Source organism: Algibacter sp. YIN40, from assembly GCF_057219435.1.
Window position 1 is genome coordinate 1,625,055 of the sequence record NZ_JBXVVC010000001.1, and the last position, 24,288, is coordinate 1,649,342.

A 24,288-nucleotide genomic window follows, 5' to 3' on the forward strand; every position below is an offset into this window, starting at 1 on the left:
TTTTAGCAAATTACTTTAAATAATTTTAAAACATTGGTAACAAAAGTTGCACTATGGTTCATTAAAATTTTATGTATATTCAACTTTTGTAACAATAAGTTAATATGGAGCCATACGTAACACTTACAATTGAAAATAGTATTGGGTATATAGAGTTTTTTCATCCAGATCATAACGCAATGCCTGGAGACAATCTTAAAAAATTGGAAGAAACAATAGTCAAGGCAGGCCATGATAATAATATTAAAATTATTGTACTTAAAAGTGGAGGTGATAGAACCTTTTGTGCAGGAGCAAGTTTTAAAGAGCTAGTAAGTATTGATAGTGTAGAAGTAGGGAAGCAGTTTTTTTTAGGTTTTGCAAATCTTATTAATACCATGCGGAAATGTCCAAAATTAATTATTGGACGGGTTCAAGGAAAAGCTGTTGGTGGAGGTGTTGGTTTAGCTGCTGCCACAGATTATTGTTTAGCAACTAAGTACGCGTCTATTAAGCTAAGCGAATTAAGCATTGGTATTGGGCCATTTGTAATAGAACCCGCGGTTTCAAGAAAAATGGGAAAAACAACCATGTCCCAATTGACGATTGATGCAGATTCTTTTTTTTCAGCTGAATTTGCAAATGATAAAGGTTTATATGCTAATGTTTACGATTCTATTGAAGCCTTGGATAATGCTGTAAGTGACTTAGCCAAGAAACTAGTTAGCTACAACTCTGAAGCATTAAAAGAAATGAAAACTATTTTCTGGCAGGGAACAGAAAATTGGGATGCCATATTAGATGAACGTGCAAAAATTAGTGGCAAGTTAGTTTTAAGTGCATTTACAAAGGAAACCTTGAGGCGTTTTAACCAATAACCCCCTTTTTTGTAATAATCGATAACCCATCATCTATTAATCGTCCTACTTCTGGTCGATTTTGTTTTATAGATTCTAAATGTTGTAAAACACGTTCGCACAAAATGGTTTCATTTCCTTCAAATGCTAATTCGTATAGTTCTATAGGTAAAAGCCAATCTTTGGGGTGTCTTTCTATTAGTTGTTCTAACACTTTTGTTCTAGAAATAGTTCTGTTTTTGCCATCTCTATAATCTCTTACCTGTTGATAAAAGCTTTCTAGCTCTATTCGTTCTTGAGATTTCTTTATGTGGATGGTTTTTGACGATGGTATATGTGTAATTAAATCAAAACTATTTAAATCTGAAGGTCCAGAAAATGCCGAAATAATTTCTTTTCCAACAGCCATATCATAAGTTCCCCATTCTGGTTTAAATAAGACAGCATCATTATGTGTTACCGTACAGTTTTTAAAACTAATTAAAATTATTTTTCCTTGAAGATTTCGTTTTCCAGTTATAATTTCTCCAGAGACTTTAATATTTCCATCAAACTCAAGAGTGATAGTTTTTTCTTCATAGATATTATATGCAGCAAGGTCACGTGGACTCATATCTTCAATGGCAATGTTAATACCTTTTAATTTACCAATAGGCGAACCAAAACCCCTAGAATGAGTTTCAACACCATGACCTACTAATTCTTTTTCTCTATAAGCTAAAGCGCTTTTTCCAGTAGCTTGAATATATATGGGTTTACCTTTATCTTCAATAACATCTGTAAAAATACCAGAAATCTGCAAGCCAGTAGTCAATTCAATAGTTCCTAAAGCTTTAGAATTAATAAGTTTTCTAACCCCAGAAATACCACCGCTTCTTAAAGCCATGGTGTTTGCAAATTCCTCTAAAACAAGACTTAAACGCGCAAAATCGGGTGTTACGAATAGTTGTGGTTGCGGTTTGGTAATATCAAAATTTTTATAAGTAGCATTTATGTCATAAGGTAACTTTGTTACTTCATCGGTCATACACCATGCACTTTCCCCAATAGATGATAGCAGACCTGCACCATATATTTTTGGATTTTCGGTAGTGCCTATTAATCCATATTCAACAGTCCACCAATGTAGATTTCTTATAAGAGCCATTTCACTAGGTTCTCCCATATTGCGTTGTAGGTCTTCTACCTTTCTTTCTGCTAAGGCAATAGCCTCTTCATCAGAATTTGGAGCTTCCTTAATAATAGATAAATACCTAACACCTTCATACAACTCGTAATCTTTAGCCGATGAAATAGCTTTGCAACCAACTTCTCCAAATCGTCTCAAATATTCGGCGTATTCTGGATTTGCAATAATAGGAGCGTGACCTGCTCCCTCATGAATAATATCTGGCGCTGGAGTGTATTCAATATGTTCTAATTGTCGAATATCGCTAGCAATTACCAAAACATTATAAGCTTGAAATTCCATAAAAGCATTTGGAGGAATGAAACCGTCTACCGCGACTGCCGCCCAACCAATATCTTTTAAAATACGATTCATCCCATACATATTAGGGATGCTATCTATTGAAATACCTGTTTGTTTTAATCCATCTAGGTAAGATTTATGAGCGACAGTACTTAAAAAATCTACATTTTTACGCATCACATAGCGCCAAACAGCTTGGTCTATGGCTGAATAATCAGTGTAGTTTTGAGGTTTTATAAACTGTCTTAAGTGCTTAGGAAGCTTGCTTAATATTTCATTAGATTCAAAATTATCCGACATTGTTATTTTTCTTTATAAACTACAAGTAAAAATACGAATTCTTTAAGGAAAAGAATTATTTCAACTAAATAATTATGAATATCGTAACATTTTAAAGATAGTTCGTTATTTAAAGATTTCCATATATTTATAAAACTAAAAATTTCTAACCAAACATGTATACAAGAAGAATATTTCCAGTTTTAGGAGTCTTAAAATGGACGCGGCGCCATATTTTTTTATTCCTAATTTTAGCATTAATTCCTGTTTTTTTATTCGATGTTTTGGGGTTAAAATGGTTGCATGTGCCTTGGTTGCCTTTAGGGGTATTAGGGACAGCAGTTGCATTTGTTGTTAGTTTTAAAAATAACGCATCATATGATCGACTCTGGGAAGCTCGAAAAATTTGGGGTGGTATTGTCAATGCTTCGCGTTCGTGGACTATTATGGTGAAAGATTTTGTTAATAACGACCATACAAAAGAGACGCTTTCTCAAAGCGAGTTATCTTTAGTACATCGCGAATTAGTGCATCGTCATGTAGCATGGTTAACAGCATTGCGTTACCAGTTACGAAAAGACAAACCATGGGAAATGCATCTTAAATCCAAGCGGTCTTATATAGAATTTAGAGCCGCAAAATTTAGAGTTTGTGAAGATGAAATCCCAATTGAAGAAGCTATCAAACCTTATATTTCCAAAGAAGAATATGATGAATTATTCGCTAAAGGGAATCAAGCATCTCAAATTTTGGGAATTCAATCTAAACGATTAAAGGAGTTAATGAATCAAGGGTTAATTGAAGATTTTAGGCATATGGAAATGGCGAATATGCTGGTTGAATTTTACACGCTTCAGGGTAAAAGTGAGCGTATAAAAAACTTTCCGTATCCAAGGCAATTTGCTACATTAAATTATCTTTTCGTATGGATTTTCATTATTCTCTTACCTTTCGGAATAATGGAAGGGTTTGAATCTATTGGCTATCATATTCTTGAAGATTTAGCAGTTCATGAATCGCAGACTACTTTAGGGCATTTGATTCAAGAGTTTATTGCGAAGCATTTTGTTTGGTTTTCTATTCCATTTAGCGCTTTAATATCTTGGGTATTCCATACCATGGAGGCTATTGGAGAAAATACTGAAAACCCATTTGAGGGAGGTCCAAACGACATACCAATTACAGATATGAGTCGAGGAATTGAAATTGATATAAGACAGCTAATTGATGATACAGATATTCCCGAACCTTATGTATGGAAAAATGATATTGTGATGTAATGATAAATACCATTCAAAAAATTAAATCCTATTTGACTAAACCAGTCTTTCTTTTACATACGAAAAGGGAAAAATGGGAGTTAATTATATTTTTGAGTTTGTATATTCCGTTATTCCTCATAATTTTTCAGCCTTTTGGGGTAAATAACTACGACCCAACGCATACCATTCGATTTGAGTTTTTGTTAGGAGCCGCTGCTTTCGGTCTTACTAATTTTATGATATTAATATTTTTTGAATTTGCTATAGCCCCATATTTATTTACCCTAAATACGCGTCTAATATTTGCAATAAGAATATTTTTAGAACTCATTATTTTATCTGCGGCAACATATTTAATTTATAATATTTTAGGTAATTTCCATGATTGGTCTTGGGTAAGTTTCTTAGGTTTTATTAGAGACATAGGGTTTTCGGCTCTTATCCCAATGACTATGATTTTTCTTTATTTCAATTTTAAAAAAACGAAAGAGGATTATGAATATTTGTTAGAATCACCTAGGCTTAACTCAGACGAAAATGTCTTAATAAATTTTGAAGCTAATAATGGAAAAGATATTCTTTCTGTTTTTCAGAAATCATTATTATTTATTGAGGCTCAAGATAATTATGTTGCTATTCAATATTTGGAAAACGAAACCCTGAAGAGAGAATTGTTAAGAATTACAATGAAAAGTTTAGAAGATAAACTTAAACCATACGCTGTTATAAGGTGCCATAGGTCGTTTATGGTGAATATTAATAATATTAACAAAGTGGTTGGGAATGCTCATAAATTGGATTTATATATGCCATATTCGAAATTACCTGTGCCTGTTTCTAGATCATATGTAACAAGTATAAAGGCGATATTGGGTATTCACCACAAATAGGTTATTTTCACCACAGGTGAGTAACAAACGAAATTTATTGTAGTCATGTTGATATATTTTTAACTACTTAAATCATATCATTATGAAAAAACCAATCGCTGTTCGTTCGAGCAATCCCTTATTTAATTTTCTTTTAATATTCTCAGGTATTACATTTATGCTTGTGTGGTTACCCCTATTAAGATGTCTTTTTGATGGAAGTTCTTATAGTTGGGGGCAATCTTATTTTGGACTTTCTTTAAGAAGCACTGGAGTAGAAGCAGGGTATTTTGTCTTAATCCCATTTCTAATATTTTTTATTCTTTTCTTTTATTCATTTTATTGGATAAAAAATCGAATCGTTTTTTATGGTTTATTGTTTTTATGGTGGATTCATACCTTTGGAAACCTTCTATTCGATATAATTGTAAACGGAGATTCTCAGTTTCATGGAGATACTTTAGATGTGCATATATCTATTTCTATGATTGTAATTCCATTGGCAATTATTGCATTGTTATTAATTATTGGAATTGTTTTAAAAGATAGAAAGCTACCTGAAATGAATATTCAATGGAATAGAAAAAACACAAACAAGGGGTTAATAATTATGGCGTTAATACCAATACAAGCAATATTATTCGCTACAGGAGAAGCTCATGGTTTAACAGACGAGATTAGTGTAATAATTACAATTTTGCAGTCTTTTTTAATTCCTACTATATTTTTTCCTGTTAAGAATTTAAAGGAGTCAAATTTATGATTGCATGCTAAACAGATGAGATAATTAAATTTAAATAGGCTATAAAAAAAAGCGACCTACTAGGGCGCTTTTTTTAATTTGATTTTATTGTTGCGCTCCCGGAGGATATTTAGTCATAATCTCTGTAACAAATTCTTTTATACGGGCTTCTTTCTTTTCCATGTTTCTGCTTAAATAACCAGTTCCCATACCTTGCCAAACGAGTTCTTTTTTATTAGCATCAATGAGGTCTATATAAAGTGTTCCTTGTGTGCTGGTGGAAACCATTGGTTGTTGATTCCAACCCCAGCCCCAACCTGGACCATATCCTCCCCAACCGCCCCAACCCCAGGCACCCATGCCCCAAGAATTGTTGTAAACATCTACCCGTTGTTGAGATTTAGTAAAAAGACTCACTAATAAATCTGGGTTTTGAGACTTTGAAAAACCTTTAGCTAGCAACTCAGCTTCAATGGCTCGTAATATTCTACGTTTATCTAAATCACTAATTTCGGCTTTATCAATACCAGTTTTAAAGAATGCAAAAGTTTTGTATTCACCAAAGTTTGCACCTTTATCATAATCTGCTGCCACTCTCACAGAAGTACAGGATGTCGCTACCATTACTAATAATAACAGCGATAAAGTTTTAAATAATCTATTCATAATGCAATTTTTTACGGTTATAATAGTTGTAAAAGTTTGAGTAAATAGCTATTCTATAAAGATAATTAATTTACAGAAACTTTCTTTTTTTACTTTTAATAGCATCAAGAATCATACCAAGTATCGCCCAATAAAAGTGTTATTCTAACTTACTTTTTTATAGAATTTGTAGCTTTGTCATAACCATAGGGGCAATGCCTGCAACCACTTTCACAGCAGTAACCTCTTCTTAAGTGGTACTGCTCTTTAAAACAGCGATAGCCTTCTGGGGTAATGTAATAGTCGCCTTCTTGAATTGGGATATTTTTTTTCATTGAAGTGGCAAAGTTAATATAATTTGGATTGATTTTTGAAAGCCTTTAAATATGATATTGATTTCTAAATTTTTAGTTCCTAAAGGTTATAATGGCTTAACTATTTTTCCATTTGTTTTTTTAAAATGGAAACGTTTAGAGTCAGATAAAGTGTTGTTGAACCATGAGAAAATTCATTTAAGGCAGCAAATAGAAATGCTTGTGCTACCGTTTTATTTTTTTTATGGAATTGAATTTTTAGTAAGACGTTTTCAATATAGAAATTGGAATCAAGCTTATAGAAACATTTCTTTTGAGCGGGAAGCTTATGCCAATGAATGTAAGCTAGATTATTTGCAACACCGATCATTTTGGTCTTTTTTGAAGTATCTTCGCGAGCATGATATTTAAGCTTGAAAATAGTGTAAATCAACAAGTAAAGTTGCCTCAAAAAAAGGATGTTGAGCTATATGTTAAACGCGAAGATAGAATTCATCCTTTCGTTTCGGGTAATAAATATCGAAAACTAAAATACAATCTAATAGAAGCCGAAAAATCAGGTTTTAAAACAATATTGACTTTCGGTGGCGCTTATTCTAATCATATTGCAGCTGTCGCATCAGCAGGTCAACTATATGGTTTTAAAACTATAGGTATTATTCGTGGTGAAGAGTTGCAAGAGACGGAAAATAGTAACGCTACGCTTCGTTTTGCGAAACAATGTGGGATGCAATTTAAATTTGTTTCCAGAGAAGATTATAGAAAAAAAGATTCCGAAATCTTTATTGAGAGTTTGAAAGAGGAATTTGGATTATTTTATTTAATTCCAGAAGGAGGTACAAACCCTTTAGCTATTAGGGGTTGCGAAGAAATACTTGATGATAACACAAGTGATTTTGAATATATCTGCTGCTCGGTAGGAACTGGAGGAACCATATCTGGACTTATTAATTGTTCAAAACCTAGTCAACAAGTTTTAGGATTTCCTGCTTTAAAGGGCGACTTTTTAAAACAAGATATTAGTAAATTTGCATCAAAGCCTAATTGGAGATTGATTTGTGATTATCATTTTGGAGGTTATGCTAGAATAAATGAAGAGTTGGTGGCGTTTATCAATTGGTTCAAGATATATCATGAAATTCCTTTAGATCCAATTTATACAGGTAAAATGATGTATGGTGTTTTTGATTTAATCGAAAAGAATTATTTTCCGAAAGGCGCAAAAATATTAGCCATTCATACAGGAGGTTTACAAGGAATATCTGGTATGAATACAGTTTTAAAAAAGAAGGGTTTACCATTAATTGATGTTTAAATGAAACATTCATAACTAAAGTTTCGATACATAGTGAAATTATTATATGAAAGTTACATATGACCGCTAAAAAACAATATTTATAAACAGATGAAACGAATTATTGTCATATTTTTTCTAAGTATTTTAAGTTTTAGTTGCGGCTCTAAAAAAGGAGTGGTTACCAAAAAGAAACGTGCTGAACCTCTTGAACGTTCAGAACCTAAGGTGGTTGTTGCAACTCCAGAAACGGAAGTAGTAAAAGAATCTTCTAAAACTTATGCCAATGCTACCGAAAAGTATATTGGAACATTTAGTGATATTGCACAAAATGAAATGAAACTTTATGGCATACCTGCAAGTATTACTTTGGCTCAGGGGATTTTAGAATCTGGTTCTGGAAAAGGACGATTATCCACACAGGCTAATAATCACTTTGGAATTAAATGTCATGATTGGACTGGAAAAAAGATTTATCATGACGATGATAAAAAAGGAGAATGTTTCAGGAAATATAACGATGCTAAATATTCCTTTAGAGACCATTCGTTGTTTTTATCTGAACGTAAGCGCTATGCCTTTTTATTTGATTTAAAAATACATGATTATAAAGCCTGGGCAAAAGGATTACGAACTGCTGGATACGCCACCGATAGGAAGTATCCACAAAAACTTATTAGTTTGATTGAGCGTTACAAACTTGATAAATATGATAAGCAAGTATTGGGTTCTCATACAAATTCGATTGCTCAAAATGAAACTTATCAAACGACTTATACAGTTTCAAAAGGCGATACGCTATATTCCATTTCTAAAAAGTATAATACAACTGTAGAAGAACTTCAAAAAATAAATGGATTAAAAGATAATGCTTTAAATATTGGGCAAACCTTAGTAATTCAGCAATAACGATATAATTTTTTATGATTTATAAAAGAAGTAGCGCCTTGTTCGCCGAAGCAGAAAAAGTAATTCCTGGAGGTGTAAACTCACCTGTTAGAGCTTTTAAGGGTGTGGGAGGAACGCCAATTTTTGTAAAAGAAGCCAAAGGGGCTTATTTGTATGATGCAGACGACAATCGTTTGATTGACTACATAAACTCATGGGGACCTATGATTTTGGGGCATGCATTCGATCCTGTAGTAAATGCAGTGGTAGAAAAAGCAAAAAAAGGAACTTCTTTTGGTATGCCAACAGAAATTGAAACTCAAATTGCAGAATTAGCAGTTTCTATGGTGCCTAATATTGATAAAATTAGGTTTGTAAATTCTGGTACCGAGGCATGCATGAGTGCAGTACGATTAGCACGTGGTTATACAGGGAAAGATAAGATTATAAAATTTGCTGGTTGCTATCATGGACATAGCGATTCTTTTTTAATTCAAGCGGGGAGTGGCGCAAGTACTTTTGGCGTCCCTAATAGTCCTGGAGTCACCCAAGGTACTGCGAAAGACACCTTACTTGCAGCCTATAATAATATTGAGGCTGTTAAGAAATTAGTTACGTCTAATAGAGATGAAATTGCGTGTATTATTATTGAGCCAGTTGCTGGTAATATGGGGTGTATTCCACCTAAAGAAGGTTTTTTAGAAGCCTTACGAACTATTTGTGATGCTAATGACATTTTGTTGATTTTTGATGAAGTCATGACCGGTTTTAGACTAGCAAAAGGAGGTGCGCAAGAACTTTATAATATTACGGCAGATATTGTTTGCTTCGGAAAAGTAATTGGTGGTGGTTTGCCTGTAGGTGCTTTTGCTGCAAGAAATGAAATCATGAACTATTTAGCGCCTTTAGGTCCTGTGTATCAAGCAGGAACTTTAAGTGGAAATCCCTTAGCTATGGCAGCTGGATTAGCTATGTTAACTGAGTTAAATAATGATGCTGAAATCTTTAATCGCTTAGCTGAAAAGACCGCGTATTTACATAAAGGTATTGCTCAAGTTTTAGATGAAAATAGCATAGCGCATACTATTAATAGAGTAGGTTCTATGATTTCGGTACACTTTGATGAAGGAAAAGTTATAGATTTTGATACTGCTGCTAAAGGCAATAATGACAGATTTAAAAAATTCTTTCACGGTATGCTTAACCAAGGTGTCTATATAGCACCTAGTGCTTTTGAAACTTGGTTTATTACAGATGCTTTGTCTTACGAAGACCTAGATTTTACTATAGAAGCTGTGAACACAGTTGCAAAAACGCCGTAAGAACAAAAGATTTACAGGATATAAAAGCCCTGTAGATACTATTATAAAAAAAATATCTTTACAGGATAACAGTTATAAAAAACTCACTATATCCTGACTTATTTTACGGGCTATCGATAATAAAAGTTACTATATAACGAGTTAGGAAGAATAACCACAAGGGCACGCAAACGAAACATTAAATTTTTTAGGTATTAGGTCAGCTGAATAGCAGTATATTTTCATAAATTAAGTCAAAATTCAAACTTGTCTCTATTCATAAAATTTAAAATTTCTAATGTTTGCTTATTCTTCCTAACCCGCAAAGTATAGGCAATGCATCGACTAACTTTTAGTATATTTATAATAAAAAGGATAACCCTTATGATAACTACTACCTAACAAACCTTATACTTTGCGGGTTGTAGCTAATTTTATAAAAACAAAAAAACTAACCTTAAAACTTAAATTTCTAATGAATAATTCGAAAAACAGTATTTCCAGAAGAGAAATGTGCTCCTTAATTGGACTAGGTATTGTTGGGCTTACACTTCCTTTTGGTTGCATTTCTTCAGATAAGAATTTCAATTTAGCAAATATTCATTTTAAAAACCTCTATGAGGTAGCTGATCTTATTAAAAATAAAACGATTAGCTCAGTTGAATTGACTCAATTAATGTTAGATCGTATAGAAAGTATTGACAAAAGATTGCATAGTTATATTACTATAATGAGTGAATATTCATTAAAAAGAGCTAAAATGGCTGATGAGCAGTTATTAAAAGGGGATTATCTTGGTCCTTTACATGGTGTTCCAGTTGCAGTAAAAGATTTAGTCTTTACAAAAAATGCTCCAACAACTGGAGGTCTTTCTTTTTATAAGGACTTTGTTCCTGAATATGATGCAACGGTCTTTGAAAAATTAGAGAATGCTGGTGCTATAATTCTGGGTAAATTAAATCTTACTGAAGGCGCTATGGCTGGATATCATAGTGACTTTGAAATTCCTATAAACCCATGGGAAGAGCAACATTGGGCTGGCGCTTCTTCAAGCGGTTCAGGTGTAGCTACTGCCGCTGGACTTTGTTTTGGTTCACTTGGTACAGATACTGGAGGCTCTATTCGTTTTCCTTCAATGGCAAATGGTGTTGTTGGACTCAAACCTACTTTTGGCAGAGTTAGTAAATATGGTGTTTTACCTTTAAGTGATTCTCTTGATCATGTTGGTCCACTTACTCGATGTGTGAAAGACGCGGCCATTATGTTTGATGTAATTAGTGGTTATGACGAAAAAGATCCAAACTCTATAAATAAACCTGCTTCAAATTTAAGTGCCGAACTAGGAAAGGGAATAAATGGACTTAGAATAGGATTGGATGAAAGTTATATTGCCGATGGTGTTGATAAGGATATTGTTGCCAGCATATTGAATGCAGTTGATAAATTAGAGGAATTAGGAGCAGAAATTGTAAGATTTAAAATTCCTTGGGACAAAAATGCTCTGGGTGGAATTTGGTTTAATATCTGCACACCAGAGGCTACAGTTGCTCATAAAATTAATTATCCATCAAAAGAAGATTTGTATGGACCCTATTTTCGTGATTTCCTTGCTTATGGTAATTCTGTGTCTAAAAAAGATTACGAAGATGCAAAATTAGCCAAAGAAACATTTAAGGAGGAATTTTTAAAAATATTTAAGAATGTTGATGTTATAGTGGCTCCAGCAGGTACATTACCAGAAGGGATTACTCATGAAATCCAAAGAGGAAATATGGAAAATTTTAATCCTTATGTAGCAGCTGCTAATATGCACTTTACTATACCTGCTAATCTTTCAGGAACTCCTGCAATTACATTTCAATGTGGAAAATCGAAAGAAGGATATCCTCTTAGTTTACAATTAATGGGAGCTCCATTTAGCGAATCTATTTTATGCAGATTGGGTTATGAATTTGAACAAGCCACAGAATGGCATAAACGGCATCCAGCAATTTGACCATTTTTACAAATATGAAAACTAGCACCCAACAAAGGATATAAATCATAGCATTTCAAAAGCTAATACGAAAGTTTTTACTTACTTTTATAGGGAATCTAAAAGCAAAAATTAAGAGATGGCGTGAATGCTACGCTTCATATCCATATCGTTGAATGTAATCAGAAACCGCTAACCAATGATAAAATTCTTTAGAGAAATTAGACAAAACTTATTAATGGAAAACAAAACTGGGAAGTATTTTAAATATGCAATTGGAGAAATTTTACTCGTTGTTATTGGAATACTGATTGCACTTCAGATTAACAATTGGAATGAAGAAAGAAAATCTAAAAAATTAGAGAAAGTTTTTTTAACACAAATTCTTAAATCCTTAAAAAGCGACTTAGGTAGAACAAGAGGGATTTATAAATTTCGCGCTCTAGAAAAAAATAATGTGATTAGTCAATTAATAAATGAATTGAATCAAGAAAATCTGCCTCATGATTCTATATTATATCCTTTATTCAATAAAATTGGTATTACACTTTCTTTCAACTATGACAAAGGTGCTTATGAGTCTTTAAAATCACAAGGGTTGAATATAATTCAAAATGATTCATTAAGACAAAAAATTGTCAGAATTTATGAAAACGACTTGCCTTTGGGAATTGAATTTATTAATCTTAATCGCCAATTTCAGCATCAACTTCGTGAAAATTATGAGCTAGAATTAACCGAATATAATTTTGAACGGTCAAAAAACGGGAAATGGGTTGGAGGTATAGACGTTGACTTTAAGAAAATAAAAAATAGTAATACATTGAAAAAGCTTATCAGACTAGAAGAAGAAGTTGCATTAAACTATAAGTATAGGCTTGAAAACGAAATTAAGGATTTTGAAAGTTTAATTCTTCTGATTGAGAATCAATTGAAAAATTTAAATTGAAATAAATAACTTAAAAGGAATAGAAATAACGAAGCACAACATGCGTATATAACAAATAAACAAAACGCATCCCAAATATTCGGGATGCGTTTTTCATCAACTAAACTATAATCAAATTAACTAAACTAAAATCGTTATTGTTTTTGCATATCTTTTTTCATGCCTTTCTTTTTTCCTTTCTTCGCCATTCGCATTTGTGCTTTTTCCCATTTAGCAAATTGCTCAGCATTTAAAATCGTTTTCATTTTTGCTTTCATGGCTATTTGATGGTCTAACCTAGCATTAGCCATTTTTAGACGCTCTTCTTTTGTGGGTTTTTGAGCGTCACCACTTTCTTTTTTGGCTTTGCGACTTTCCATGTGCGCTTTTCTAGTGGTAGCATTTGCTAAATTTATATCGTAAATTTCTTTTTGTTGCGATTCATTTAAATCTAAATGAAGGGTCATTTTTTTAGTTTTAAGTGTTGCAATTTCGTCAGCACTTAAATTTTTCATGGCTTGACCTTTTTTATGACCATCTCTTTTTGGTTCTTGAGCTCCTACTTGAATGGCTAATAAAGCTAAGGCTATTAAAATAAGCTTTTTCATTTCTTTCTATTTTAAATTGTTTGTGCTTTTGACTATAAAAAAAATGAAAGGTTTAACGCTATCTTGTTTTTAACGCTACTTTAACAATTTTATACCCGTTGTGCATTTTGATTAATTTTACTAAACTAAGTGTCAGTTCGAGTGTCACGCCTTAGCGTGATGTATCGAGAACTGGTTTTAAAACAAAAATTTAATTCTCGATAATAATTTCACTCATAAAATGAGTAATATTCACTCGAATTGACAATCTTTATAAAAATGAAGTCTATTTGCTAATAGGGATTTGTACACTCACACCTGTTTGAAAATCTGGTGCATTATTGACTGAGAAATCTTCTTTGAAATAAAGTGATAATTTAAACTTGGGACGACCATAAGTGTAAATAAAAGTCCAATCAGAAAGTGCTTTATAGAGTGTTTGTACGCCATGTTGCCAACCGCCATTTATTTCTTGCCACAGTCCTTGTAGTTTAAAATATCCTGCTTCTACTAGTTTCCCATATCTTGATTGGATATGAAAATTCACACTAAAGGCGTGATAATTTCTTTTTCTGGTGTACTTTGTGAATTCAATATCGCTCTCTAAACTTGCTAGATATTTATTTGTGCCTAAATCGATATTGTCATCTTTAAAGTCTATCATGTTTTTATGCAAAAGACTTGCGCCCAAACCAATATTAAACTCGTTACCACCTTTGAGCTTTATTCTTTTGACGGCATTTGTAGATACGCCAACATCTACAGAAGAATTAAATTTAGAAGTATTTATACCTACATGACTTCCAATGTTGAAAAACAAATTTCTAGTTTCATTGATGCCTAAGGTTGGATAATAAAAATGGTTTAGTTCAATACCTCCTAAAAAGAAATCATTATTGTTTAATTTAAGTGTTCTTCCGTTTCTATCGTTATATTCGAAATTCACTTGATTAAGCCCATAAAAACGTCTGCCATAGGGGTCTTCACCTCCAAAAACATTACTGTGAAACCACTCAATACTCTCATCGCCGGTAAATAGGGAAAAAGGATGTTTTCCTTTAGTAATTAAATAGGATCTTAATGTGATGCCTAACTCATGTTTTTCTGCTAAAGGGATATTTAGGTTAGCTCTAAACTCTTTAATAACAGCGTCAATAACAATATTAAGATAATCTGCAGGAGTTGTTTCTTGGTCAATAAAATTGAAGCGTCGGTCGTGCCAAGTTGTATTACTCAACTCCTCTCTAACTGCAGGGTCTTTTGGGTAGTAAGCTTCAACAAATGGATGGAAATTATTCCCACTAATATATTCAAATGAAAATACTTTCTGTTTAGATGGCGCAATTTTGAAGTTGTTATTTATTCGCGAACTAAAAATTCCAAAATGATGTGTTGCTAATATACTTGGCTTATCAATGCCGTTTTTAAAAGACAGACTATCCTTTTCTTGTCCAAGTAAAATAAAACTTGAAAAGCAGAATACAATAAGAAGCGTTTTTTTTAGCATTGCGCAAAAATAGGTAAAGTTTAAATAAATAATAATTATGCGTTTGTTAATTCTTTTTGCGCTTGTTTTATTAAGTCTATAGTAGTTTTGTATAAATCGTTTTTATTCATTTTACTTTTTAGCCAACTGTAAAAACTAATAACAAAAATATCTTCTCGATGCGTTTTCATCCAATCGAAGGCGTTTTCGACAGTTTCTTTAAATTTAGTAGAGGTTACTAACTCGGGATTTTTATAATACTGTTCTACGAAACCCAAATATGTAATTACGCGTTGTTGGTTGATGCTTTTTAGATATGGAAAATAGGTTCTTTTAAAACTTCGGAGTCTGGACTCTAATAAGTCCATATTTTTGAGTTCAATATGCAGTAAAATTTCTGTTAGGTTCTTTTTAATAACCCATTCTTTACCTGCTTTTTCGATGTACCATTTATCTGTATGATAAAATTTTGAAAATATAGATTGAGCTTCTTTTAGGTTGTTTTTTTGAAAATGAAACATGATAAGACTTAGGTTAATATCTAATAAAGTTTCAATATCCTCATGCTTGATTTTTGTAAACTGTTCTAAGAGTTCGATAGCTTGAATTTCCTTATTCGAAAAATTATAATTGAGCGCCAATAGCAAGTTGTATTTTAATTTAAATGCATTGAAATATTTTTTTCGGTTTAGAATCATTTGTTCATACATGAGTTGTAAATAATGTATTGATTCATCAAATTTCTTATTTCTAAACAAGGCATTAGCTATGGCATAAAGTATTTGAATATGATAGTAGCGCTGATTTTCTTTGTTCTTATATTCGAGTATGGATTTATAAGTATCAATTAAAAAGGGCTCAATTTTTAAATAGTCTTTACTAACAAAAGCAGAGATACTTGCAATAGAAACTAATTGTGAAAGCGATTTAAATGACATAGAATCTCTTATGTTAATACCATGTTCTTTAAAAGTGTTACTAAGGATGGTTTGAAAATCTAAGACCTCACCTTTATAAGCGATGCTATTCAGGGTTTCTCTAATTTTTGCGTAGACTATATTTAGCTCACCTTCTAAATGGATGTTTTTTTGATTTCTTTTTAATTTTGAGATGAGCAGATCTAGATTCTCGCCATGATTTGCATGTGCGTATTGAATTTTTGTATGATAGATTTCATTTAACAACGAGAATAAAAAGTACTCTTCGGCTAAACTTTCGGCTTTATTTAAAATCTTATAAGCTAATTTATATTGTTTGTTTTGAAGAAATACTCTCGATGCCAAAATGTATTTAATAATTTGCATCTCTATAGAGTTTTCTTCTTGCAAGCTGGAGTTTGCTACAAAATCGATGATAGATTGGTATAATCGTTTGCGCAGAGCATGGTAAGCATCTTTTTTTAGAGTTCCGTAAAGCTTAAAACAGATATCCTTAGAACTCAATTCGTTTCTTATTAAATGATTAAATAATTGAACATTTTTGGTATCTTTTCGTTTGTTCTTTTTTTCTAAATGTGTTATAAAACGTTGTCTATCATCAATAGAAAATGTAGAAACTATAATATTTAAATCAATCATTTAATCGTCAGTTAATTATTGTAATATATAATAAATATAGCAATAATTTTAATTTTAATATTTATTATATCGTTGGTTTTATGTTAATGTTGTGTTTCATCGCTTCCAGATATTGTGCAGTTTTGCCGTATAATTATTAAAACAAAAAATTATGAATTATCAAACAACAGTTTCGGTAGATGAAAAATCTAAAGAAACAAAAGTTAAGAAAGAGATTAAAGTTTATGATCAAAAACCGACTTCAGCTTTTATTGGGTCATCTTGGTCTGCATTATTAATAGGAATGACATCCTATTGTATTGGTTTATGGAATGCAGACATGATGCTTAATGAAAAAGGATACTATTTTACCATCTTACTTTTTGGTTTGTTTTCTGCAATCTCAGTTCAGAAGGCTGTTAGAGATAAAATGGAAAATGTTCCAGTTACCGATATTTATTATAGTATTAGTTGGTTTGCTGCTATGGCATCCATTGTGTTATTGGTAATAGGATTATGGAATGCCGATTTACTTTTAAGTGAAAAAGGTTTTTACGGGATGTCTTTTCTTTTGAGTTTATTTTCTGCAATTGCTGTGCAGAAAAACACAAGAGATGTGCAGTATATTGATAGAAGTATAGCTGAGGATGACAACTAATTTTCAATAAATTATTCAAAACAGAAAATATCTATGGGTTGTTTTGATGATTGGTTAGTTAATTAACCCAAAACCTCGTGGTTAATGCTGCGAGGTTTTAAAAAAAATGTCATGTTGAAACAGATTAGTGTTCTTTCAAAAAGAAAGAGATTTGGATTAAATATTCTGACTGTTCTAGTTTTAGTGGTAGTTGTTGGGTTGTTTATAAGCCCTCCTATTACTCAAGACTTGTTATATCATAATTTCTCTGATAGCAATATGATTTTGGATGTTCCAAACTTTTGGAATGTAATAACCAATCTACCTTTTCTAATAGTTGGATTATTTGGATTAATTAATTTGAATACATTAAGTAAACCTAGATTTCAATATATTATATTTTTTACAGGAATAATTTTTATCGCTTTTGGATCTAGTTATTATCACATGAATCCAAACAATGATACTTTAATATGGGATAGATTATCCATGATAGTAGCTATTATGTCTTTGATCTCAATAGTGATAAGTGAGTTTATTAATAATCAATTTGGAAAGAAATCATTAATCCCATTATTAACAATAGGATTCTTTTCGATTCTATATTGGGTGATTTTCGATGATCTTAGAATTTATGTCGCTGTTCAGTTTTTACCTTTAATTGCGTTACCTTTAATTTTGATTTTATTTAAATCAAAATATAATACCTCGTTTGGGTATTGGGCATTAATAGTAGCTTATATAATAGCAAAAGGGTTTGAACATTTTGATAGCCAGATATTTGGTATCTTAAAGGTTGTTAGTGGTCATTCAATAAAGCATATTTTGTCGACGGTCGGACTGTACATCCTAATACATTCATATATAAAAAGAGAAAAATAAATTAAAATGAATTCAAAAATTCAAAACGATATAAAAGAGTTAGTTGAAGAGCAAGTCATTTCAAACGAAGTTGCCACCAACATCGAAAACTATTATAAGTATAAAAAATCAGATTCACCAAATCGGTTATTTACTGTTTTTGCTGTTTTAGGTTCTACACTAGTTGGTCTTGGTATTATCTTAATTCTAGCTCATAACTGGGATGATTTTTCTAGAAGCATAAAAACAATTTTTGCTTTTGGACCATTAATTATTGGGCAACTAATAGTAGGCTATACAATTTTAAACAAGGAAAGCACAACATGGAAAGAAGCTTCAAGTGTATTCTTGTTTTTTGCTGTAGGTGCTAGTATGGCTTTGGTGAGTCAAATTTATAATATTCCAGGGAATTTTAGCAGTTATATGTTAACATGGATTTTACTCTGTACACCACTTATATACCTTTTAAAATCTAATGCTTCAGCAATACTGCATATTGTTTTTGCAACAAATTATGCTTGCGCTTTTGGGTACTTTGATGGTAACCAAACACCATGGTTATATTTAATGCTATTGGCAATATTAATGCCCCATTACTATCTATTATTAAAAAATAAAAAGACACATAACATTACTTCAATTTTTAATTGGCTTATACCTTTAAGTGTTATTATTGTGTTAGGAAGCTTTGTTGATAGTACTGAAGAACTTGGTTTTTTAATGTATGTTATACTTTTCGGGTTGTTATATAATATTGGAAAACTACCGTTTTTCAATAATCAAAAATTAAGACAAAATGGTTATTTGGTACTAGGTTCTTTAGGAACCATTTATATGTTAATGCTAACAAGTTTTGAATGGCTCTGGAAAGATATTTTAAGACATGATATAGTGTTTGGCAGTCAAGAGATTTATATTTCAATAACACTTTTTCTAATTACGTTAGGTGTTTTGGCCTTTTCATATTCAAAAAAATGGATTCAAAACTTCAACTTATTCCAATATGTATTTATACTTTTCTCAATCATCTTTTTTATTGGAATGTCAGGTGGTTTTACTTCAATAATTCTAATAAATTTATTAATACTAGCACTAGGAATTCTAGCTATAAAGATTGGTGCAGATAAACTTCACTTTGGTATTTTAAATTATGGTTTGTTAATAATAACAATACTTATTGCTTGTCGATTTTTTGACACTAACATGAGTTTCGTAATTAGAGGCTTATTATTTGTAGGTGTTGGAGTTGGTTTCTTTTTCACCAATTATATTATGTTAAAAAGGCAAAAATCAAACAATAAAGACTCATGAAAACAATGTACTTATTCATACTATTTATAGTTGTAGCAATAGCACAACTATTCGTGCCAGCACAAATGATTTTTAATAAAGAATCTATTATAAGCAACGGGACAGTCTATAAATTTAAAACGCAGCCAGTAGACCCTAGTGATCCTTATAGAGGTAAGTATATAAATTTAAATTACGATGTTGGATCTTATAAAACTATCGACACCATTTGGGAAAGAAAAGATAAAGTTTATGTTTATTTAGAAACTGATAGTTTAGGTTTTGCAAAAGTTTCTGAAGTCAGTAAAGAACCCTTAAACGTATCTAAAGATTTTATTATTGCTGAAGTTGGTTGGTATAGTAAAATAGAGCAAGAATTAAGTTTTAATTTACCTTTTAATCGTTATTATATGGAAGAAACCAAAGCTTATGATGCCGAGGTTGCTGTAAGAAATAATCAACGCGATTCATTGTCTAATAACACATATGCTTTAGTGTACATTAAAAATGGAGAAGCGGTATTAAACGATATTATTATTAATGAAATTTCTATTAAAGATTATGTTGATAAAGTTGACTAAAATCAATAGGGTGAATTATTGTATATTAGTAATCTAACGGTTTTGTTATATGTCTTATTGGTTGCACATTACTATTGTAATTCTTATTGTTTATGTAATAATAAGCATTGCTTTATATTACTTGCAGGATTATTTATTATTTAAACCGGAAAAACTTTCTAAAGATTTTCAGTTTTATTATGAGAATCAAGATATAGAGGAACATAATCTAGAAACTAGAGATGGAGCTATTATAAATGGTATTCTATTTAAGCCAAAAAGCGAATCAAAAGGCATTGTTTTATACTTAAAAGGGAACTCTAAAAGTATTAAGGGTTGGGGTAAATTTGCTGTAGATTTTACAAGACATGGTTATAATGTCCTTATGGTAGATTATCGTGGATTTGGAAAAAGCACAGGCAGACGTTCTCAAAAAGCTATCAAAAGAGATTTGCAGGAAGTGTATAACAAGATAAAAGAGAAAACAACCGAAGACAGAATTATATTGTATGGACGTTCATTGGGTTCAGGGTTTGCTGCCAAGTTAGCTTCAATGAATAACCCTAAAATGCTTATCCTAGATGCGCCTTATTATAGTTTAACAAAAGTAACGGCACGCTATGCACCTTTTATGCCACTGTCTCTTTTAATTAAATATCCGCTACCAACTTATAAGTGGTTAAAGTATGTGGAATGCCCTATTCATATTATTCATGGCACTAATGACAGTTTGATACCATATAAAACTAGTGTGAAATTATCGAAAGTGAACCCTAAACGTACCAAATTGCACACGGTAATAGGGGGCGGACACAAAAACTTAAACAATTTTGAATCGTATCATGAAATGATACATGATATCCTAAATTCTAAACCAGAACAAATAGATTTATCTACAACAAGCATACATGTTAAACACAGTTCCAAGGCATCTAAAGCAAAAGCTTAAAACGCTAGTTTTAATTTTAGTAAGTCTATATGTTATGATTTCAGCATCCTTATATTTTATACAAGAAAAACTTTTGTTTTTGCCAACGGTATTAGAACAAGATTATGAGTTTAGTTTTAATTATAATTTTGAAGAAATAAATTTAGAAACAACCGATGGAGCTAGGCTAAACGCACTGCATTTTAAAGTTGAAAATCCCAAGGGAGTTATCTTATATTTTCATGGTAATTCAGGCGATTTATCTCGTTGGGGAACTGTAGCGGAGTTTTTTGTTGAAAAACAATATGACGTCTTGATTATGGATTACAGAACCTATGGAAAAAGTACGGGCAAACTTAGTCAGGATGTATTCTATGAAGATGCCGATATGTTTTACAGTTATTTGAAGAGTCAATATCAAGAAAGTCAAATTACAGTATATGGTCGTTCCTTAGGAACAGGAATAGCTGCATATGTTGCTTCTAGAAATAATCCAAGTAAGCTTGTTTTAGAAACCCCTTATTATAGTATAGAAGATGTGGCTCAATCTAGATTCCCTATATTTCCGGTTAGACTATTTCTTAAATATAAATTTCTAACCTATCAATTTATTGGTGACGTAACTTGTCCTATTATAATGTTTCATGGAACAGAAGATATAATTATCCCTTATAGGTCTGCTCAAAAACTCTACGAAGTGGCACCAAAGGGCTTTACAGAGTTTGTGGAAATTGAAAGTGGAAATCATAATAATTTATCTAATTTCAGTTTGTATCAGCATCATATTAAAATACTATTTCCATAGTAATTCTTAAAATCCTTAACACTTCAGTTTAGATATCTTAAAGTATTGATAATTATGTGTTAAACATATCTAAATCTTAGTAACCATTTTACCAAATAAGCGTCAATTTGTATAGAAATTAATTTATAAAATTATGGTACGATTAGCATTTATTTTAAGTTTGTTTATTACTGCTAGTGCATCTGCAACTATTAGTGAAATGACGCATGATTATGACACAATTCCAGAATACGAATTATCTTGTATTTTTGAAGATTCGATTTGTGATCAAGCCAATGAATTTGTATTAGAACTTGTTGAGTTGGAAGAGGACGTTACAATACCTTTTGATACAAAATTATTCTTACCTGAAGGGTTTAATCCATTAAAAGGAAAGCACGATTTAGATTGGAATACAATTGAATTGGTTACTATAGATGAGGAAGTAGACATAGTAATAGATACAAAAGAGTACCTGCCGAGAAACTTTAATCCATTAAAAGGATTACACGATATAGATTGGAATACAATTGGACTAATTGAAATTGAAGAAGAAGTCAATTTAAATTTTAATACCAAAGATTATTTGCCTAAGAATTTCTGCGCATACTACGGTATGGCTCAGAATTATTGGGTTAGTTAAGTTGTTAGTTTAGTTAGTTAGTTAGTTAGTTAGTTAGTTAGTTAGTTAAAAAAGTCCAGTAATTAATTTTACTGGATTTTTTTGTTGACCTTAATTCAATTTATTCTATTAGGTTTTTGAATAATATTTATTGCTGTAATTTAAACATAAGATTAACATGACGTTTAATTTACGAACTAAAATCTTTATATAAAGGTTTGTATTTTGGTCCAAGTTTATCTTTAATGTCATCTAAAATCTCATCAGAATTTTTGCCTTTTACATAACCCGATTTTACATGTTTCCAAACGCTTGATAATAAATCTGCATCACGTTTTATCGATTCCATAGTTGTTGATTTACCATGACCTGTTAAGACAATATTTGGGTTTACATTTGCTATTTTGTAAAGGGTACTAACTAAATTTGGAACATTTTTATAGTCTGTAATCATTGGCATCCAATCAGAACTTAATACATCTCCACCAAATATTATTTTTTGTTTAGGTAACCACATCAAAATATCACCCGGAGAATGTCCATCATTAGAAAAAATAAATTCTACATCTATTCCTCCGAATTTACGCTTCTGTCCTTGAGTTAATAAAACTGTAGGAAACACAAGGTTAGTGGAACCGATAGTGCCTTTAGTTACTTGAGAATAAAACTGAACATCTTCTTTGCCATATTTTTTCATGGTAATATGTGCTTTATTACTTGCTATAATTTCAACATCAGTTTCGATAAACGCTGCATTACCAAGCCAATGATCAGCATGACTATGTGAATTAATTACCCTACGAACAGGTTGATTAGTAACTGTCTTAATTGCCTTTTTAACTTTGTTACCAATAAATTCGGAAGACCCAGTATCGAAAAGTAGGACTCCTTCTCCAGTAACCACAAAATGAATATTGGAATTCCAACCTTTGTTTTCAGGAGTAGGTAATCCTTTTGATGGTGAAACAATGCTATATACATTTTGTGTAATGGTGGTTACTACAAAATCTAAATTTGCATTTACAGCGCAAGAACTTTTAGATATTAGTACAAACATGCAGAGAATATGCCTGATGATTTTAATTAGATATTTTTGACTCATCGATTTTGAGTGTTTTTTTATGTTGGCTAACGTGTTTGTGTATGGTTAGTGTTGTTAGAGAACTAAGCAAGCAAAAAATGGAATGACATATCCGAAATTCGGCAGAATTCCCTGAACCTTGTTTTAACGACATTAATTATACACGTTGTTGTACTTTCATTATTTTTTAATTTCTGAATCTATCTGTTTGAGTAATTGCTCCATGTATATTTTTAATTTTTGGTATTCCATCTGCTGTCCTTCCGAAAGGAATGTTTTTTGCCGTAAAATATTTAGAAAAAACACTTCGCTTTGATAGTCTTTAATCGACTTTGAGCTAATTTTAGATTTATTAAAATCAACTCTTGTAAAATTCTCATAACCCTCAAGCCCGTCGTTACTTTGTGGCATATGATCAAAATTCAGAATAAATGGAGCCATTATATTTCGTGTATAATCGGACATCGCTGAATCCCAACCTTTATAGTTATTATTGTAATATTTAGTAATAGAGTCCGTCAGTATTTTGTTTTGAATGAATTCTATTTGTCCTGATGATACAATATTATTGAATGTTGTTTTGTTTTGATTGAAGAAATTCACAGCAAGTAAAGACCTTAAATTTTTTCGAAAATCTTGAAGATTTGTTTCTGCATTTCCTAGAATGATGTTAATTATAAAAGTTAACTCTTTGTTACTTCTATTAATATATTCCATTTGAGTTAAAATACCATTTACATCAGTAATAATGTCAGCTTTTAATCTTTCAAGAATAAATTGTTCTTGAGCAATTATTTTACGGTTCTCATTCCAATTGTTAATTGATAAGGCAATCAAAATTCCAATAACCACAAGAATAATTTCTCCAATTGCGTATTTAAAATACTTTCCAGTTTTTCCTTCTGAAACCAGATTTTGTCTAATTTTTCTAAAGAATTTTATCATTGGTCAGGGATTTTTCTTAATGAAGCACGATAATTGGATATAGACAATTTTCTATATTCCTCTTTAAATACACTCAAATATACATAATTACTTACAAAATTTATTAATTAGAGAATTACTAAGTTAAGATAATGATAAGTGACATAT

Annotated in this window: 25 protein-coding genes; 17 read left to right on the forward strand and 8 right to left on the reverse strand. The window is 31.4% G+C overall.

The window, feature by feature from the left end; all coding sequences use genetic code 11:
- Positions 1-104 precede the first annotated feature (104 nt).
- A complete protein-coding gene (locus tag AC2D6V_RS07515; RefSeq protein WP_484647439.1) occupies positions 105-857 on the forward strand; it encodes an enoyl-CoA hydratase/isomerase family protein in 753 nt (250 codons plus the stop codon).
- On the opposite strand, the gene AC2D6V_RS07520 is transcribed toward AC2D6V_RS07515, so the two are convergent.
- A complete protein-coding gene (locus AC2D6V_RS07520) occupies positions 847-2,607 on the reverse strand; it encodes an aromatic amino acid hydroxylase (RefSeq protein ID WP_484647440.1) in 1,761 nt (586 codons plus the stop codon). The genes AC2D6V_RS07515 and AC2D6V_RS07520 overlap by 11 nt on opposite strands.
- A 155-nt stretch (positions 2,608-2,762) precedes the next feature.
- Here AC2D6V_RS07520 and AC2D6V_RS07525 point away from each other — a divergent pair, with 155 nt between their 5' ends.
- The 3 genes from AC2D6V_RS07525 to AC2D6V_RS07535 all read left to right on the forward strand — a co-directional run bounded on the left by AC2D6V_RS07525 (position 2,763) and on the right by AC2D6V_RS07535 (position 5,480).
- Positions 2,763-3,866, forward strand: coding sequence for a bestrophin family protein (locus AC2D6V_RS07525; RefSeq protein WP_484647441.1), 1,104 nt, complete (start codon positions 2,763-2,765; stop codon positions 3,864-3,866).
- 92 nt (positions 3,867-3,958) lie between these two features.
- Positions 3,959-4,738 (forward strand): LytR/AlgR family response regulator transcription factor, encoded by a 780-nt coding sequence (locus tag AC2D6V_RS07530; protein WP_484647442.1) that lies wholly within the window; start codon positions 3,959-3,961, stop codon positions 4,736-4,738.
- Between the two features lie 82 nt (positions 4,739-4,820).
- A complete protein-coding gene (locus AC2D6V_RS07535) occupies positions 4,821-5,480 on the forward strand; it encodes a hypothetical protein (RefSeq protein WP_484647443.1) in 660 nt (219 codons plus the stop codon).
- 84 nt (positions 5,481-5,564) lie between these two features.
- On the opposite strand, the gene AC2D6V_RS07540 is transcribed toward AC2D6V_RS07535, so the two are convergent.
- Together AC2D6V_RS07540 and AC2D6V_RS07545 are read right to left on the reverse strand one after the other, a co-directional pair.
- Positions 5,565-6,125: a DUF4136 domain-containing protein gene (locus AC2D6V_RS07540; RefSeq protein ID WP_484647444.1), complete on the reverse strand. Its 561-nt coding sequence runs from the start codon at positions 6,123-6,125 to the stop codon at positions 5,565-5,567.
- A gap of 149 nt (positions 6,126-6,274) precedes the next feature.
- Positions 6,275-6,439, reverse strand: coding sequence for a C1orf53 family protein (locus AC2D6V_RS07545; RefSeq protein ID WP_484647445.1), 165 nt, complete (start codon positions 6,437-6,439; stop codon positions 6,275-6,277).
- A 51-nt stretch (positions 6,440-6,490) separates the two neighbouring features.
- Between AC2D6V_RS07545 and AC2D6V_RS07550 the strand changes: the two genes are divergently transcribed.
- The 6 genes from AC2D6V_RS07550 (at position 6,491) to AC2D6V_RS07575 (ending at position 12,825) form a co-directional block, all read left to right on the forward strand.
- Positions 6,491-6,829 carry a hypothetical protein gene (locus AC2D6V_RS07550; protein ID WP_484647446.1) on the forward strand — a complete coding sequence of 113 codons (339 nt, stop codon included), beginning with the start codon at positions 6,491-6,493 and terminating at the stop codon, positions 6,827-6,829.
- Entirely contained in the window at positions 6,819-7,733 is a 915-nt protein-coding gene (locus AC2D6V_RS07555; protein WP_484647447.1) for a 1-aminocyclopropane-1-carboxylate deaminase/D-cysteine desulfhydrase, read from the forward strand. Before AC2D6V_RS07550 ends, AC2D6V_RS07555 begins: the two co-directional genes overlap by 11 nt.
- A gap of 90 nt (positions 7,734-7,823) precedes the next feature.
- Positions 7,824-8,621 (forward strand): glucosaminidase domain-containing protein, encoded by a 798-nt coding sequence (locus tag AC2D6V_RS07560; protein ID WP_484647449.1) that lies wholly within the window; start codon positions 7,824-7,826, stop codon positions 8,619-8,621.
- Between the two features lie 14 nt (positions 8,622-8,635).
- Positions 8,636-9,922 (forward strand): glutamate-1-semialdehyde 2,1-aminomutase, encoded by a 1,287-nt coding sequence (gene hemL / locus AC2D6V_RS07565; protein WP_484647450.1) that lies wholly within the window; start codon positions 8,636-8,638, stop codon positions 9,920-9,922.
- Between the two features lie 454 nt (positions 9,923-10,376).
- Positions 10,377-11,897 (forward strand): amidase, encoded by a 1,521-nt coding sequence (locus AC2D6V_RS07570; RefSeq protein WP_484647451.1) that lies wholly within the window; start codon positions 10,377-10,379, stop codon positions 11,895-11,897.
- 217 nt (positions 11,898-12,114) lie between these two features.
- A complete protein-coding gene (locus tag AC2D6V_RS07575) occupies positions 12,115-12,825 on the forward strand; it encodes a DUF6090 family protein (protein WP_484647452.1) in 711 nt (236 codons plus the stop codon).
- 134 nt (positions 12,826-12,959) lie between these two features.
- Here the strand turns inward: AC2D6V_RS07575 and AC2D6V_RS07580 are convergent, their stop codons facing one another.
- The 3 genes from AC2D6V_RS07580 to AC2D6V_RS07590 form a co-directional block, all read right to left on the reverse strand.
- Complete coding sequence (locus AC2D6V_RS07580) at positions 12,960-13,412, reverse strand: hypothetical protein (RefSeq protein ID WP_484647453.1); 453 nt, start codon at positions 13,410-13,412, stop codon at positions 12,960-12,962.
- A gap of 265 nt (positions 13,413-13,677) precedes the next feature.
- The gene (locus tag AC2D6V_RS07585; RefSeq protein ID WP_484647454.1) at positions 13,678-14,898 is read right to left on the reverse strand and encodes a hypothetical protein; all 1,221 of its coding nucleotides are present in this window, start codon (positions 14,896-14,898) and stop codon (positions 13,678-13,680) included.
- Between the two features lie 35 nt (positions 14,899-14,933).
- Positions 14,934-16,454, reverse strand: a complete 1,521-nt coding sequence (locus tag AC2D6V_RS07590) for a tetratricopeptide repeat protein (protein WP_484647455.1) — start codon at positions 16,452-16,454, stop codon at positions 14,934-14,936.
- Between the two features lie 151 nt (positions 16,455-16,605).
- Here AC2D6V_RS07590 and yiaA point away from each other — a divergent pair, with 151 nt between their 5' ends.
- From yiaA to AC2D6V_RS07625, 7 genes are all read left to right on the forward strand, one after another.
- Complete coding sequence (gene yiaA / locus AC2D6V_RS07595; RefSeq protein ID WP_484647456.1) at positions 16,606-17,091, forward strand: inner membrane protein YiaA; 486 nt, start codon at positions 16,606-16,608, stop codon at positions 17,089-17,091.
- Positions 17,092-17,202: 111 nt separating this feature from the next.
- Positions 17,203-17,952, forward strand: coding sequence for a ceramidase domain-containing protein (locus AC2D6V_RS07600; RefSeq protein ID WP_484647457.1), 750 nt, complete (start codon positions 17,203-17,205; stop codon positions 17,950-17,952).
- Positions 17,953-17,958: 6 nt separating this feature from the next.
- Positions 17,959-19,242 (forward strand): DUF2157 domain-containing protein, encoded by a 1,284-nt coding sequence (locus AC2D6V_RS07605; protein WP_484647458.1) that lies wholly within the window; start codon positions 17,959-17,961, stop codon positions 19,240-19,242.
- Positions 19,239-19,802 (forward strand): GDYXXLXY domain-containing protein, encoded by a 564-nt coding sequence (locus AC2D6V_RS07610; protein WP_484647459.1) that lies wholly within the window; start codon positions 19,239-19,241, stop codon positions 19,800-19,802. The genes AC2D6V_RS07605 and AC2D6V_RS07610 overlap by 4 nt, the downstream gene beginning before the upstream one ends.
- A 49-nt stretch (positions 19,803-19,851) precedes the next feature.
- Entirely contained in the window at positions 19,852-20,730 is an 879-nt protein-coding gene (locus AC2D6V_RS07615) for an alpha/beta hydrolase (protein WP_484647460.1), read from the forward strand.
- A 34-nt stretch (positions 20,731-20,764) separates the two neighbouring features.
- Complete coding sequence (locus tag AC2D6V_RS07620; RefSeq protein ID WP_484647461.1) at positions 20,765-21,514, forward strand: alpha/beta hydrolase; 750 nt, start codon at positions 20,765-20,767, stop codon at positions 21,512-21,514.
- Positions 21,515-21,647: 133 nt separating this feature from the next.
- On the forward strand, positions 21,648-22,136 hold the full coding sequence (locus AC2D6V_RS07625) for a hypothetical protein (RefSeq protein ID WP_484647462.1): 489 nt from the start codon (positions 21,648-21,650) through the stop codon (positions 22,134-22,136).
- 169 nt (positions 22,137-22,305) lie between these two features.
- On the opposite strand, the gene AC2D6V_RS07630 is transcribed toward AC2D6V_RS07625, so the two are convergent.
- Positions 22,306-23,172, reverse strand: a complete 867-nt coding sequence (locus AC2D6V_RS07630) for an MBL fold metallo-hydrolase (protein ID WP_484647463.1) — start codon at positions 23,170-23,172, stop codon at positions 22,306-22,308.
- A 204-nt stretch (positions 23,173-23,376) separates the two neighbouring features.
- The gene (locus AC2D6V_RS07635) at positions 23,377-24,141 is read right to left on the reverse strand and encodes a DUF6090 family protein (protein ID WP_484647464.1); all 765 of its coding nucleotides are present in this window, start codon (positions 24,139-24,141) and stop codon (positions 23,377-23,379) included.
- Positions 24,142-24,288: the final 147 nt, after the last annotated feature.